General features: G+C 65.7%; 11 protein-coding genes. 10 read left to right on the forward strand and 1 reads right to left on the reverse strand.

Annotation, left to right across the window (positions count from 1 at the left end; genetic code table 11):
- The first annotated feature begins 108 nt into the window (after positions 1 to 108).
- The 10 genes from K3M35_RS22515 (at position 109) to K3M35_RS22560 (ending at position 12,615) form a co-directional block, all read left to right on the forward strand.
- Positions 109 to 1,236 (forward strand): conjugal transfer protein, encoded by a 1,128-nt coding sequence (locus K3M35_RS22515; RefSeq protein WP_220666996.1) that lies wholly within the window; start codon positions 109 to 111, stop codon positions 1,234 to 1,236.
- Between the two features lie 134 nt (positions 1,237 to 1,370).
- Positions 1,371 to 1,712 carry a hypothetical protein gene (locus K3M35_RS22520; RefSeq protein ID WP_193904230.1) on the forward strand — a complete coding sequence of 114 codons (342 nt, stop codon included), beginning with the start codon at positions 1,371 to 1,373 and terminating at the stop codon, positions 1,710 to 1,712.
- Positions 1,713 to 1,721: 9 nt separating this feature from the next.
- The gene (locus tag K3M35_RS22525) at positions 1,722 to 2,189 is read left to right on the forward strand and encodes a hypothetical protein (RefSeq protein WP_217580406.1); all 468 of its coding nucleotides are present in this window, start codon (positions 1,722 to 1,724) and stop codon (positions 2,187 to 2,189) included.
- Between the two features lie 126 nt (positions 2,190 to 2,315).
- Entirely contained in the window at positions 2,316 to 5,300 is a 2,985-nt protein-coding gene (locus K3M35_RS26740; protein ID WP_193904228.1) for an ATP-binding protein, read from the forward strand.
- Positions 5,300 to 8,257 (forward strand): hypothetical protein, encoded by a 2,958-nt coding sequence (locus K3M35_RS22535; protein WP_217580404.1) that lies wholly within the window; start codon positions 5,300 to 5,302, stop codon positions 8,255 to 8,257. The genes K3M35_RS26740 and K3M35_RS22535 overlap by 1 nt, the downstream gene beginning before the upstream one ends.
- Positions 8,258 to 8,313: 56 nt before the next feature.
- Positions 8,314 to 8,802 carry a hypothetical protein gene (locus tag K3M35_RS22540; protein WP_138846064.1) on the forward strand — a complete coding sequence of 163 codons (489 nt, stop codon included), beginning with the start codon at positions 8,314 to 8,316 and terminating at the stop codon, positions 8,800 to 8,802.
- Between the two features lie 137 nt (positions 8,803 to 8,939).
- Positions 8,940 to 9,224 (forward strand): hypothetical protein, encoded by a 285-nt coding sequence (locus tag K3M35_RS22545; RefSeq protein WP_138846065.1) that lies wholly within the window; start codon positions 8,940 to 8,942, stop codon positions 9,222 to 9,224.
- Positions 9,221 to 9,799, forward strand: a complete 579-nt coding sequence (locus K3M35_RS22550) for a hypothetical protein (RefSeq protein ID WP_138846066.1) — start codon at positions 9,221 to 9,223, stop codon at positions 9,797 to 9,799. Before K3M35_RS22545 ends, K3M35_RS22550 begins: the two co-directional genes overlap by 4 nt.
- Before the next feature lie 3 nt (positions 9,800 to 9,802).
- Positions 9,803 to 12,061, forward strand: a complete 2,259-nt coding sequence (locus K3M35_RS22555) for a peptidoglycan DD-metalloendopeptidase family protein (RefSeq protein WP_138846067.1) — start codon at positions 9,803 to 9,805, stop codon at positions 12,059 to 12,061.
- Positions 12,058 to 12,615, forward strand: coding sequence for a hypothetical protein (locus tag K3M35_RS22560; RefSeq protein ID WP_217580402.1), 558 nt, complete (start codon positions 12,058 to 12,060; stop codon positions 12,613 to 12,615). The genes K3M35_RS22555 and K3M35_RS22560 overlap by 4 nt, the downstream gene beginning before the upstream one ends.
- 4 nt (positions 12,616 to 12,619) lie before the next feature.
- Here K3M35_RS22560 and K3M35_RS22565 read toward each other — a convergent pair whose 3' ends face one another.
- Complete coding sequence (locus tag K3M35_RS22565; protein WP_217580400.1) at positions 12,620 to 13,564, reverse strand: DUF4268 domain-containing protein; 945 nt, start codon at positions 13,562 to 13,564, stop codon at positions 12,620 to 12,622.

Raw genomic sequence — 13,564 nt, forward strand, 5'->3', positions numbered from 1 at the left:
TCAGAAGAGCCGTGAGCCAGACCCGCCCACCAGACCCATCCTGCGCCCACCGAGCCGAGACCGTCACGCCCATCAAGGAGTCAGACCAACCGGTCCACGAGATCCATAGTGAAGAGCCGACAGTGGGCGGTGCGGCTGGGTATCCCGGTGGGTGTCCTGCTGTTGGCGGCGGGCACCACGTTCACGGTGGGGGTGAACATCGGATCGTCGCGTGTCCCGGCGCAGGGCGCGATCTCGCAAAACGAGGCGCTGCGATTCCGTCTGTCGTCGTATCCCGTCGAGCAGGCAGCGGTGTTCGGTCAGCAGTACCTCAACATCTGCCTGACCCGTCCGGCTGCCTCCGACACTGCCGCGGTCCGCACCCGCGGTGAGGTGTTGGCCCGGATGGCGACGAGCGGCACCGAGTCGGGCTGTGGCTACTCCGGTACATCGACAGCAGAGGCGGAGAAGCCGGAAAGCATCGTCTTCACCGGACAGATCAGCTCGGTGCGCGAGGGCTACACCGAAGGGGCCGCAGCGTATTTGACGTACCAGGTGGCGTACGGCGCGGAGAAGACCTTGGAAGCGGTTGTTCCGGTGTGGGTCAACGATCGCGCAGACCCGACGATGATGCGGGTCGTCGGCAATGTCGGTTTCATGCCGGCGCCCCGGTTGGGTGCTCCTCCCGCCTACGCCGAGACCCGAGCCAAGGACGCCCAACTGGCGACGCAGCTGCGCGATCAGGTGCTCTCTCCGTTCATGCAGGCGTGGGGATCGTCGGATGCCCAGCAGCTCAATCTGACGTTGACCGAAGACGCATCGTTTGCGGCCCGCGCTGGACTGCGTGGCTTGTTGGTCAACCCCACCGTGGAGAAGGTGACCGTGTACACCGCCCGGACAGAGTCCGGCGGCACCATCCACTACCAGTCCGGCGACGAGGTTGTCGCCGAGACCACCGTGGAGTGGACCAGCGCGATGAGCACGTCGAAGCAGGCTGGCACGTACCAGATCCGGTTGCGGTACGTGCAGGGGAAGTGGGCGGTTCTCGACGTCACGGGGTCCGCCTTGGATCCGTCTGGGGGACCGGTTCCGAACAGCGGCGCAGCCGCGTCGTCATCGGGTGCGCCCGACAGTTCGTCACGCAGTGGATCGTCGTCGCCCTCGTCGCCCTCGTCGCCGACAACGCCTGTGCAGCCGCAGGAGCCGACGCAGGCCGCGTCCGGTCCATTCGATCCTGCAGGGGTCCCCAGCGCGTAGTCCCCGGGGAAGTCCCTCGTAGAACGCCAATTTCGGCGTCTGTCGGGTTCGGGTGGAGAACCCATGCGAGATCGTGCAGTCGCCGCGACTGGCCCGCAAGGCGGGTGCGGCCCTTACGAGAAAGGAAGCACAGCATGTGGGATCAGGTTCTGGCATTGACGGGAGACCCGTCGACCGCTGTCGTCGCGCAGCAGGGGTGGGGCACGGTCAACGAAATCGCAGAGAGTGTCCGCGACAATCTCCTCCTCATCGGCAGCACTCTGCTGACCGTCTTCGGGTCCATCCTCGCCGTGAAGATCGGTGGCTCCGGCAAGGGCAAGATGCGCGAGCGCATCGGTGACGTCGGCGTGTGGGTCTTCGCCGGGGTCTTCGCTGGGCTGGTCACCTTCATCCCGGGCCTCGCCACCTCGCTCGGCAAGGAGACTGTCCAGTCCGGCACCACTGGTGGCGGGGTATCCGTGGTCGACGGACAGTAGAGCCTCGCAATGTCCGCCGGCGACAACTCTTCCCGAATCATCTCCCATGACTGGACCAACCTGTTCCGGCACCGGTCCCGTCAGTTCTCGATGGACGAGTTCCGCCTCCCTGGCGTGGACTGGGTCGGAGCAGGTGTCGCAGGCGGAGCCGCGCTATCCATCGGGATCGGCACCACGCTGCTGCTGTGGCTGCTCGGAATCGGCTGGTGGTGGATCGGACTGCTGGTCGGCATCGTAGCCGGTGGTGCGGTCTACCCCGTGGTGGCCAAGGACACCGAGGGGCGGGTCACGCCCCTCGAATCGACCACCCTGTGGATCGACTACCACCTGTTCCAGCCCGCAATGCTGCAGGGCACAGGCAAGGACGAGTACCCGACCGATCTGCACTGGCAGGTCATCCTCTACCGCCCCGAGGACATGCCGGATTACAGCGACAGCTTTCCCACACCCGCGCCTTACGGCACCTACCGGAAGTAGCTTCCCGTGACATACATCTTCCTTGGCGTCCTCGTCATTTGCGTCGTCTACTTCGGTGCTCGGAAAGTCCAAGCGCGCAAAACCTCCGCCCCCACGGGGCGCGCTCGGCAGAAGAAGCTGACGACAGTGGCGGACCGGGAACGGCTGCCGTACCGATACGCGGACGACCTGATCTTCATCTCCGGAGACTCAGTGTGGACCGCGCTGCGGCTCGCCGGCACGACCGACGAGTTCCTCACGGCCGACGAGAAGCAGTCAGCTGCCGAGTTGGTGGCGCAGACCTACAACACGCTGCTGGCCGTCTTCAACGGCAAGTCGGTGCAGTGCCACGAGATCATCCGGTACCGGCCGACGTCGGCGGAGGAGTGGGCCCGGGGCTACCTCAAGACGTCCTGGAATCCGTCGCGACTGATGCGCCAGCTTCTGCGCCACGTGTCGGCGTTGCTGTCCGAATCCACACCGGAGCGCCAGCGCTACCTGATGGTGCGGCTCGGCGAGTTCACCGGCGAGACCGTCCCCGACCCACTCAGCGCCATCGCGAATCGGGTCACCGCCGTCGCCGACGAACAGTTCCGAGCATCGGATCTCGAGCCGTTCCGCGATCTCGCGATCCGGGTGCACCTCCAGCTCGCCACGTTCCGCGCAACACCGTGCACCCGCGGCGACCTGATCTGGCTGATCCGAAAGACACTGTCCGGGCACCGCTTCCCGTCCGAACAGCCGATCCTGACGTCGAAGCCGCTGCGGACAAGTTTCTTCGACATGGCCGTGAACTTCCGTGGTCGCAATGGGCAGGACTATGTCGAGATCATCGACACCGACCCGGATACCGGGGACGAGCGATCGACCTACACCGCAACCCTCGTCGTTGCGTCGTCCGCACCGATCCTCGAGTTCAACCCGGTCATGGCGTGGGGTCCGGCCCTCGCGCAGCTTCCGCGGCCGGTCGAGCTGTCGTGGCGCTACGAGCTGATCTCGGCGGCCGAGTTCAAGGACCGAGCCCTCAAGGTCGCCAAGAACATCAAGGATGAGGCCGCCGACCGCGACAAGGTCCAGGCCTCGGAGGATCCGCGATTCGAGAACAAGTACGACCGGGCGCAGGCCTTGTTCGAAGAGGCGAGTACCGCTCCGCAGCCCGCGATGATCGGCCGGTTGCGGCTGGTGCTCTCGGCGCCGACGCCCAAGGAACTCGTCGCCGCCGAAGAAGACGTCCGAGCGATGATGGGCGACCTGGAGATGGTGCGCGTTCCCCGTGCCCAGTCCCACCTGCTCAAAGAGCAGCTGCCGGGGGACTACACGGGCAAGATCTTCGGCGGCCTCGTCGCTGCGCAGGGTGGCGGGGTGAAGATCGGCGAGCGCACCACCGATGTGTGGGCGCCGGCGGTGGCTCGCCTCGATTCCGATGACCAGGTCGGCGACGCAGTCGAGGCGAACCGGGGGAGGACCCGAGGCTGGCGCGGGTTCCCGGTCGGCTACACCTACACCAATGGCGCGCCGGTCCACTTCGGGCTGCACGTGCAGGTTGCGCGGGACCGCGGCGCAGGCATCGCGATCATCGGCGCCTCGGGCGGCGGCAAGTCGACTCTCGCCCTGCTGCTGTACTTCTGGGAATCCGAGTCCGGCACGCAGTGCATGGTGCTCGACCCGAAGAACGACTTCGAGAAGTTCACGTACTACATCGCATTCGGCGAACAGGTGATGCAGCCGGGATTCTCCGCCGACGCGGAAGCCGGGATTCTCGGTACCGAGGAGTCCCAGTTCCAGCCGGTCAACCCGGAGTTCTGGGCCGAGACCACGATCGTCAGTCTCGCCCGCGGCGCCGCTGGCCAGTTGGATGCGTGGTCGCTGACCGACTCGTACGCCGAGGCTGACGAACTCGCCCGCGGCCAGGTCGAGGTGCTGTTCACCGACAAGGACGATCGCACGATCGTCGAGCAGGCGTTGGCTGTGATGAAGGAGGCCTACGACGCCGAACAGGCCGGCGAACCCATTCACGGCGACCCGATCGTGCCGTCGATGGGGACAGTGGTTCGGTTCCTCGAGCAGAGCCGTGAGAAGTACCGGCCGATGGCAGAAGATGCGGACAACGCGAATGCCTTCAACGCGACCGAGAAGCTCGAACAGCTCGATCGAGTGATCAACCGGTTCAAGCGTGCTCGTGACACTCGCTACGCCAAGCTGCTCGTCGGTAACGGCCAGCGAGTCGACCTCGGTGACATGACCCGTCGGCGGGTCATCTTCACGCTCCACGGGTTTGCGCCGCCGAAGAAGCCGGACCAGCCCGAGACGTGGTCGGAGTCCGAGCGCAATGCGGCAGCCGCGATGTTCACGGTGCTCGATCTGGTGCAGAAGCTCTTCGACGATCGTCCGAAGCCGAATCCGGTGACCGGTGAGATGAAGACGCCGCCGCGTGCACTGTTCGTCGACGAGGGGTACATGATCGCCCGGCAGCCGACTGGGCAGGGCATCCTCTCCCGTGGCCTGCGTCAGGGCCGCTCGCTCAACCTGGTGATCGTGTTCATCTCCCAGCAGCCCCGCGACGTGCAGGAGATTGAACAGCAGGCCAAGGACGCCGGCGAGGCCGACTCGAACCAGTTCGGCACCATCTTCATGTTCCGGCAGAAGTCCCCGGTCGAGGCGGCCCGTGCGCTGGAGCTGCTGCGGGATACCAGCGGAGGGACCACGACCGAAACGGTCGCGCTGGCACGCAAGCTCCTCGAGGAAGGCAAGAGCGCTGGCGGTCAGCTTCGTGGTGGTCGGTGTGTGATGCGCGATGTCGACAACCGCGTCGCCACGGTTTCGGTGGACCAGATGTTCGCCGAGCTCGCCCGGGCTACCGAGACGAACCCGAATGACCGTCCTCGAGCCCAGAGCATTCCGATCAGTGGCAGTGGACGGGACTGGGAGATCGACCCGACCACGATGCTCGAAGTCCGCACGGGAATCAGCGAAGCCAACATGCGCGGTGACTACACCGACGACCTCGAACTCGACGAGGACTGGCACGACTTCATCGCTCGCAACATCGACGAGCTCGAAGCGGCCAATGCCGCGGCGGCAGTGACTGCCGAGCGCCTGTACACCGAATCCGGATTGGAGGATGCGCACTGATGGCTACCCTTGCCCCTCAACAGCTCTGGACCGGCCGCAGCTCGCGGTGGGGCCGCAAGTTCATGGATGTGCTCACCCAGCCTCGTCTGATGTTCCGCGGCGTCGCGGTGGTGTCGGCGCTGTTCCTAGCTGCCGGCCTCGTGCAGGAGATCGGCGTCGTGTCGACCCTCGTGGTTGCCTCGATGCTGGCCGGGGTTGCCGGTCTGGTCGTCGCATGGCGGCGTAGCCCGGCACACGTCTTGGCGGCCGTCTCAACGCTGGTGTACGCGGGCGTAGTCGTCGCGCTCGGTGCGGCATCGTCGTGGCTGACGATGATCGAGGGCGGGTATGCGTACTTCACCGCCTACCTGACCGGGCTGCTGGCGCTCGCGGTGCTGGTACTGCGTTCGCGACGAATCGGCCCCTCGCCGGCACTCACCACCTTCCTGGCTCAGACCGCACTGATGGCCACCCTCCCGCTCCAGCTGTGGCTCTCGTCTGCCTCCGCTGCGATCGGCGGGCTGATCCTCGGGGCCGCGGTTGTGTGGTGGCGGCAGCGTCTCGCGCCACGACGTGCGCAGACGGATCAGCGGGTCCGCCACCTCGCGGGTCGAGCGTGGCAGGTGGTAACCGCGGTGGTGGTGACGTTGCTGGTCACGGCCACGGTGATGCTCGGCTCGGCCGCGCCGGCGGGAGCGTGGGGTTTCTCGTCGATCACGAACGCGATCACGGAGCCCGTCAAGGAAGCCATGTGCGGTATGACCGCACCCAACCTCGAACAGCAGCCGGTGGGTTCCGGCCCTGAGGCATGGTTCTCGAACCTGAACCTGGCTGGTGCGGTCGATGCGGAAACGGGTCAGCGTTCGGACAACGCGAAGGACATCCGTCTCGCGGCCGGCGGCGACATGACGCAGTACACCCTCTACGAGATCTCGGGTCTGCGCGGCTTGGACTGGGTGAACTGGCAGTACTCGCCGGACGCCGACGGGGAGGCGAAGCCCGACCAGTGCTCGATTCCGGCATGGATGTGGACGATGTCGGGCAACGCCATCTTCACCGTCAACCTCTACATCCTGCAGGCGACCATCGCGCTCAAGGAACTCGCGCAGGCGAAGAACCCGGTCGCCTGGCTGTACGACAAGTCGAACTCGGTGGTCGCGAACGTCTTCACCAACCTTGCGCTGCCGCTGATGGGTATCGCGATGGCTCTGGGTGCGATCGCGATCGGAATGGCAGCGGTGCGGGGCGGGGGCCGCGACGCGATCGGGAAGGCGGTCGCATCGATTGGCGTCATGATTCTCGCCGGGGCCATGTTCGGCGGCATCATTGCCGACAAGAACAGCGACCAGTCCCTCGATGAGCCGCAGGGCGCGGGCTTCTACGTCGTGGCAAACACGCTCGATTCGATGATCGGGCAGTTGAATTCGGCGCTGACGACGGCGATCTTGTCCGATCTCAACGATGACAATGGCGAAGAGTTCTGCCACGTCCCGCCGGGGAACACCGAGGCTCTTGGGCAGCGGGTGTCCTCGTGTGTGCTCGCGGAAACCTTGGCGTACCGGCCGTGGGCGCTCGGACAGTTCGGGCCTTCGGGTGGACGTGCGATCAACGTCGATGAAGGCAAGCCCGATGCCGGATCCGGGCAGGCTGTGGAAGGTGTCCGATACGGCCAGGACGCAGCGACCAAGGGCGATGGACTGCCGTGCTACGTCAACCTTGACATGTGCCGTGACCTGCGGACCTACCTGATCGTGCAGCAGGGCGGACCGGCCATCGGCGATCTGGTCACGACCTGCCTGAATGCCAACAATCCGAAGAACCTCGCCGATGCGCAGCAGTGCGTTCCCTATTTCGCTGCAGGGAAGGTTCTGGCTGATCGGGTCACCGCCGTTACAGACGCGTCTGACGGTGATACGGGGCAAACAGGCGGTTCTCCCGCACTGGCTGGAGTTGACGCGAGCACGATGTACTCGGCGTTCACCGGCACCAATGGCCTGCAGCGGCTCACTCAGGCCGCGTCGTCTCTCGTCGCGACGCTGGTCATTGCGATCGCACTCACGTCGCTGTCGATCATCACGATGCTCTGGCACGTGCTGCTGTTCGCGCTCTTCATGATCGGCCCCCTGGTCCTCGCAGGAGCGACATTCACCGGTAAGACCAACGGCGCTAAGGAATGGGTGTGGAATGTGCTGCACACATTCAGCGCACGCTTCGCCTACGGCCTGATCATGACCCTGATCATCTGGCTGATCTGCCTGGTATTCCGCTCCGACAGCATCTACACCGGTATGAAGATCATCATCGTCGGAATGGTGCTGTTCGGGTTCTTCAAGCTGATCCGCAAGATCGACGAGAAGATCCGCCCACAGCAGGGCTCGATGAACGTGAACATGGCCGACCAGGCTCGCCGCGGTATGACTACGACAAAGGCCATGACCGCGTACGCCGGATACAAGGGTGCGCAGCGCCTTTCGCGCGCGCCCGGCGCGGTCGGCCGCGGCACGGGCGCTGCGGTGCAGGCCGGCGGCCGCTCCGCGAAGTCCGCGGTCCTCACCGGCGGCCGGATGGTCAGGGGCGCCGCGGTGGGATCGGTCAACGCGCTCGGTGGTGAGCACAAGTCCAACCTCGCCGCGTCCCGGGCCATGGGCCGCAGCGGGACCCGCGTGATGGCGCGGCGTCTGGTGACCGCCCCAGTCACAGGCACCGCCGGCGCGGTCCGCGGCGCCTACCAGGGAGCGCGGGGCCGCACCCCGGCCTACGCCGGGGAGGGAACGAACCGGGCTGTCGACTCCCTGGCTCGCGGCGCGAAGTCCACGGCCAAGGTGACCAAGGAGGCCCAGTTCCTGGCCCAGTACTCGGCGCTGCGCGCACAGGAAGCGGTGGGCAACAGGCTCAATCCGGCACGCAAGCTCCCCGATCAGCGACGCGGGAAGAACGCGAAGCAGGGAGCGGGCAGCAACGGGGGAGGAGAAGCGTAGTGACATTCTCCGACCCGACTTCGACCGATCTCAGTACGACGACTCAAGGACAGCGCATGGAAACCACGGCCAACGGCAACCACCATCCCGCCGATGACCTCGCCGAGGCGCTCGACGCGTTCGACGCCGCCGGATATGGGGATGAGGTGTTGTACGGCTACGACCCTCAGGTGCTGTACGACAACGAGACCGGTGAGGTTCGGATCATCGTCGTCGTTCCCGTGGAGGGCGGTGGCGAGCAGCCGATCCACATTCCACTCGACGACGAGGGGATGGTCGCCGTCGTCAACGGGCTCGCGGAAGCGCGCGGCGTCCAACCGCGCATGTCGGCGCCGGCACGTCACCCGCTGGCCGAGGAGATCGATGCTCCCGGTGAAGCGCCGAAGCGGTCAGCGATCCGACGAATGGTGGATCCGGCTGGGATCGGCGGGCTGACACCGGATGACCTGCCGCCGACGATCTTCGGAGTGCAGTCGAACAAGATGATCGCGTACATCCTGATCGGAGTGCTCATCATCTCGTTCCTGCTGATGATCCTGCTCTGACTCTATCTGCCTCTCCACGAAGCGGCCCCCACCCGACGGTGGGGGCCGCTTCGCGTTTCCGCTGGTCAGCAGCTGGTGGAGAACCCGTACGCAATCGTCTGTCCGACCGATCGACGTCGACGCAGGAAGGACCCGTCATGGATCTTGCTGACCGCACACGGCGGTGGGCTGGACAGGCCATCAACGAGGTCGGGGCCAGGCTCACCACCACCCGCGGTCGCCTGGTCCTCTGGGGAGTCGTTCTCGTTCTCTCGGCGTCGTTGTCCGAGACCGGATCACAGCGACTCGGCGACGGTGGCGTGCGCATGGCCGCCCTGATGCTCGCGGTGATCGCCCTCGAGCTCACGGTTGCGGCGGTCCGCTGGCTGTGGCGCCGGTTCAAGCAGCGACGTGCGCGTCACGCTGTCCGGAGCGGCCGATGAGTACGGCCAGCACGCGGACCGCGCTGGCCGCGATACTGCTCGCAGCAGCGGTCGCCCTCGCGGGATGCGGCGGTGACAGCCCATCTGCCCCGGCAACGCCGACTGTGCTCCCCGACGACCCGGGAAACATCGAGGTCACCCCGAAGCACACCTACGCAGAAGTGCCGGCAGCCGACGCTGAGGCATTCGCTATCGACTTCATCAAGCTGTACGGCACGTTCAGCCCCGCCAACCCGGCGCCAGGGCGGACGTGGATGTCGTCGTGGCGGTCGCTTGCCATGCCGGAAGTATCCAGTCGGGCCGAGGCGGAATTCGACAGCATCTGGGGGTGGACCTGGGACCAGCAGGTTCAGGCGCAGGACGTGTTGCCGGCCGGGCCCGTTCAACTCGACGCAGACTTTGGGACGGTGACCGTCCGCATCCCGGCCCGCCGCTACGTGCTCGGGCTCCTCGCGCAGCACGTGGAGGACGGGCATTGGGAGAACCTGCATTTCGAGGTCGTCGTCGGGCCGAGGACTGTCGGGGAGGCCGACTCCGGTCTGGCGGTGTACCGCGTCGAGATGCGTGGTGCCTGACAGATGTGGGTTGTAGCAGGCAAGGTCGCCGCGAAGGCGGCCACCAAGGCGGTCGCGAAGAAGGCCGCCGGAGGGCAGGCTCCGAAGAAGAAACGGTGGCCGCTCTACCTGTCAATTCTCGGTGCGATCGCCGCGTTCTTCGCAGTCCTGTTGCTGTTGGTCGGGAACATGATCACCGCATTCGTCGCGGCGATCACCGGAACCACCACAGTCGTCTCGACTGACTGCGGTGTCGACCGAGGGCGGGTGTCCGCGTTCGGTGCCGCCGGTGGATCGTTGTCCGGTGTCCGTGCCGGATCACTGGCCATCCCCATGGCCTCGGGTACCTACACGATCTCCTCCGGATGGGGGATGCGTGACGGTGGCATGCACAACGGCAGCGACTTCGCCGCCCCCGTCGGCACACCGATCTACGCCGCCGCCGACGGCGAGGTGACCGTCGCCGGTCCCGTCTCCGGATACGGCAACGCGATCATCGTCGAGCACAACCTCAACGGCCAACGGGTCGCCACGCTCTACGGGCACATGTTTGGCGACGGCGTGCTGGTGAAGGCCGGTGACCTCGTCCGCGGTGGACAGCACATCGCCAACGTCGGCAACGACGGCGACAGCTCCGGCCCCCACCTGCACTTCTCCCTGCATCCTGGCGGCTACGTCAACTACAACTCCGGTGTCGATCCGATGCCGTGGCTCACGCAAGACCTGCCCGCAGCCTCATCGCTGGCAGCTGCGCGTCCCGAGTACACGCCGATCGACCCGAGCACGTCGACCAGCGCCAATCCCTTCGACGCTCTCACCGCGCCGGCCGCCGAGATGGTCGCCTTGCCGGCCGAGAAGGGCACCGAGTCCGGGATGCAGGTCGACGGTGTGCGCGTCATGCGGGCCGCGTCGGCGAAGTTCCCCGCCGTCACGACGATCGGTGGCCTACGGCCCGGGGACCCGGGCGACCACGGGTCCGGTCGTGCCGTCGACATCATGGTCCCGGACTACAAGAGTCCCGAGGGGACCAAGCTCGGCGACGACATCGTCGCCTACTTCCAGGCGAACGCCGACGCCTTCCACGTCGACTACCTGATCTGGCAGCAACGACTGTGGCAGAACGGCTCCTGGTCTGTGATGGAAGACCGAGGATCGGACACCGAAAATCACTTCGATCACGTCCACGTCAGCGTCGCCGGTGGTGGAACCCCGAACGGCGACACACGCTACGGCACCGCGCCGGGCATCTCCCCGAATTCTCCACCCGCGATCCTCGCGGCCGACACGTCAACCTCCACCGCCGACTGCATCGAGCCACAGACCAGCGGTGGAGACGGTCTCGCCGATGGCTCGGTGCCCGAGAAGTACCGGGCGGCGGTCATCGCCGCAGCCTCGATGTGTCCGGAGATCAAACCCCCGCTGATCGCCGCGCAGCTCGAGCAGGAATCCGGCTGGCAGGAAGGGGTCACCAGCGCGGGCGACGGCGTCAACTCCGGTGGCGCCCAAGGTATGGCCCAGTTCATGCCGGGCACGTGGGCAACGATGGGCGTCGACTCCGGCCTAGATAGAAGCGGACGGCCCGAGGCCGCGAACTCGCCTGACCCGTTCAATCCCTTCGACGCGATCGCCGCCCAAGGCAAGTACATGTGCTACATCGTCGACCAGCTCAAACCGCACGTTGCCAGCGGAAAGGTCAAGGGCGACATCGTCGATCTGGCGTTGGCCGGCTACAACGCGGGTGAGGGCGCGGTGATCGAGTACGGGGGGATCCCGCCGTTCGGGCAGACCCAGGCGTACGTTCCGGGCATTCGCGCCCGGATGGCGAAGTACGAGGCCAACATCGGGTCGTCCCCGGAAGTCTCAGGGGGAGGCCCGGCCATCACCGTCGCCGGCAGTCCCTTCGCACGCGCGATGATCGAAGCCGCGTCACGTCAGCAGGGTCTGCCGTACGTGTGGGGCGGTGGTGGAGCTGACGGTCCCACCGCCGGCCAGGGCGGCGGCGAGCTGGGCTTCGACTGTTCGGGGCTGGTGCTGTACGCAGTCGCGCAGGCCTCCGGACAGCGGACGATCCTTCCTCGCACCACCTGGGGGCAGGTCGAGACCGGCACCGCCGTGTCCAAGGAGAACATTCAGCCTGGTGATGCGGTGTATTCCAACGGCACCGCGCACGTGGCCATCTGGCTTGGCGATGGGAAGGTCCTCGAGGCGCAGACTTTCGGGGTGCCCGTCGGCGTCCACCCATTCGACCTGAACAACGCCGAAAACATCAGGAGGTTCGGATGATCCGTCGTGCACTGACCAGTGTCGCTGCGCTCTCGCTGGTCGCTGCCGTAGTGGCCGGCTGCTCCTCGTCGAGCCAGGAGTCGGCACCGCAGCCAACCGAGACCGCGCCGACGAAGGTGATGCCGTCGACCTTGCCTGCGCTCGACGCGTCGACCATCGATACCAGCGACCCGGATGCCGTGGCCATCGCGTTCGCTGAGACGTCGTACACGCTGTTACCGGGGGTCGACCCGGACATGAACGCTGGAATGGCCCGTGCTGCAGCAGTCCTGGAGCCGAAACTCGCCAGCGACATCCGCGGCCAGGTCGGGCGTTCCTCGCCGGGGTACGAGTGGAACCAGTGGGCGCAGGCCGGCGCGATGGTGGATGCCACTGCGGCGATCGACACGCAAGAGGTGCCGCCGCAGACTGATCGCGAGGCGTTCCGGATGGTGCGGGTGACGCAGACGGTGGAGAACTCGACGCGGTTCATTGCGCAACGACAGCTAGTACTGCTGTTGACCCTGGTCAACATCGACGGCGAGTGGAAAGTCTCGCGTCTAACCCAGCTCTGAGCTGTTACCTCAGATCCACGCGTGTCAGGACTTCTCGGAGGCGCTCTTGAATGGTGATAAGCCATTCGGCCATCTCGTCCCACCGGTCGCGGTCGTTGATGTCGTTGAACGGCGAGGAAACGATGATCCGAGCGGCCTTGTTGTCCGGCATCGGATCCCATGTCACCTCGGCGTTGACCAGCGAGTCGACGATGTGGCGATGCTCGACCAAGATGGCATACCGACGCTCGTTCTCCTCGGCGTTGGCCGAGAAGTACACCTGATGTGTAAGGACTCCGTTGAACCAACTCATCAGCAACTGAACGTTGCTGATACCCGTGCCTATGGGTTGCCAGGGTTTGTTCAAGCCGGTGGCGTTCGTCCAAGACGGATACCGGTCCCGAATCCGGTCGAGGACAACCGCCCAGAATTCGCGGTACACCACAGCCGACACGGACTCACCTGTCGAGGTCGCCGCCTTCTTCACTGTCTTCTCCCAGTCGTTCGGTTTGACGACCAGTTCGAAGTTCGGCGCGACAGGGGAGTCGCCGATCCGCACCACACGGATCTCTACACCGAAGAATCTGGTGTCCTCGTCGGTGCGATGATTGAGCCATTCAAGTGCCGCCCGGTGTTCCTCACGGAACCCCGTGGTCACCCACACAATTGTGCTTGGGTTCGTGCCAGCCGCGTACGTGATGATCTGGCCGAGATGCTGGTGATCCGAATGCCCGAGCTGGTTTTCGACGATCACTTTCCGGTCCGTTCCCTGATCCCGGCCGATCAAGTCCAGGCGGAACCCCCCGACTCGATGCTCTGTTGCTTCGAGAACGAGATCGTCGATACCGAGCAGCTCCGCGAGAACGTCCGCGTTCTCCAGCAACCAAGGCGTGAAGTGCAGTGCCTCGTCCGGCCACACGGTGCGGGGCTCGACCGAGGTCAGCCGCGCCAACTCAAAGCCGCCTGTCAT

This window comes from Rhodococcus sp. DMU2021, from assembly GCF_019641445.1.
Lineage (GTDB): Bacteria > Actinomycetota > Actinomycetes > Mycobacteriales > Mycobacteriaceae > Rhodococcus > Rhodococcus pyridinivorans.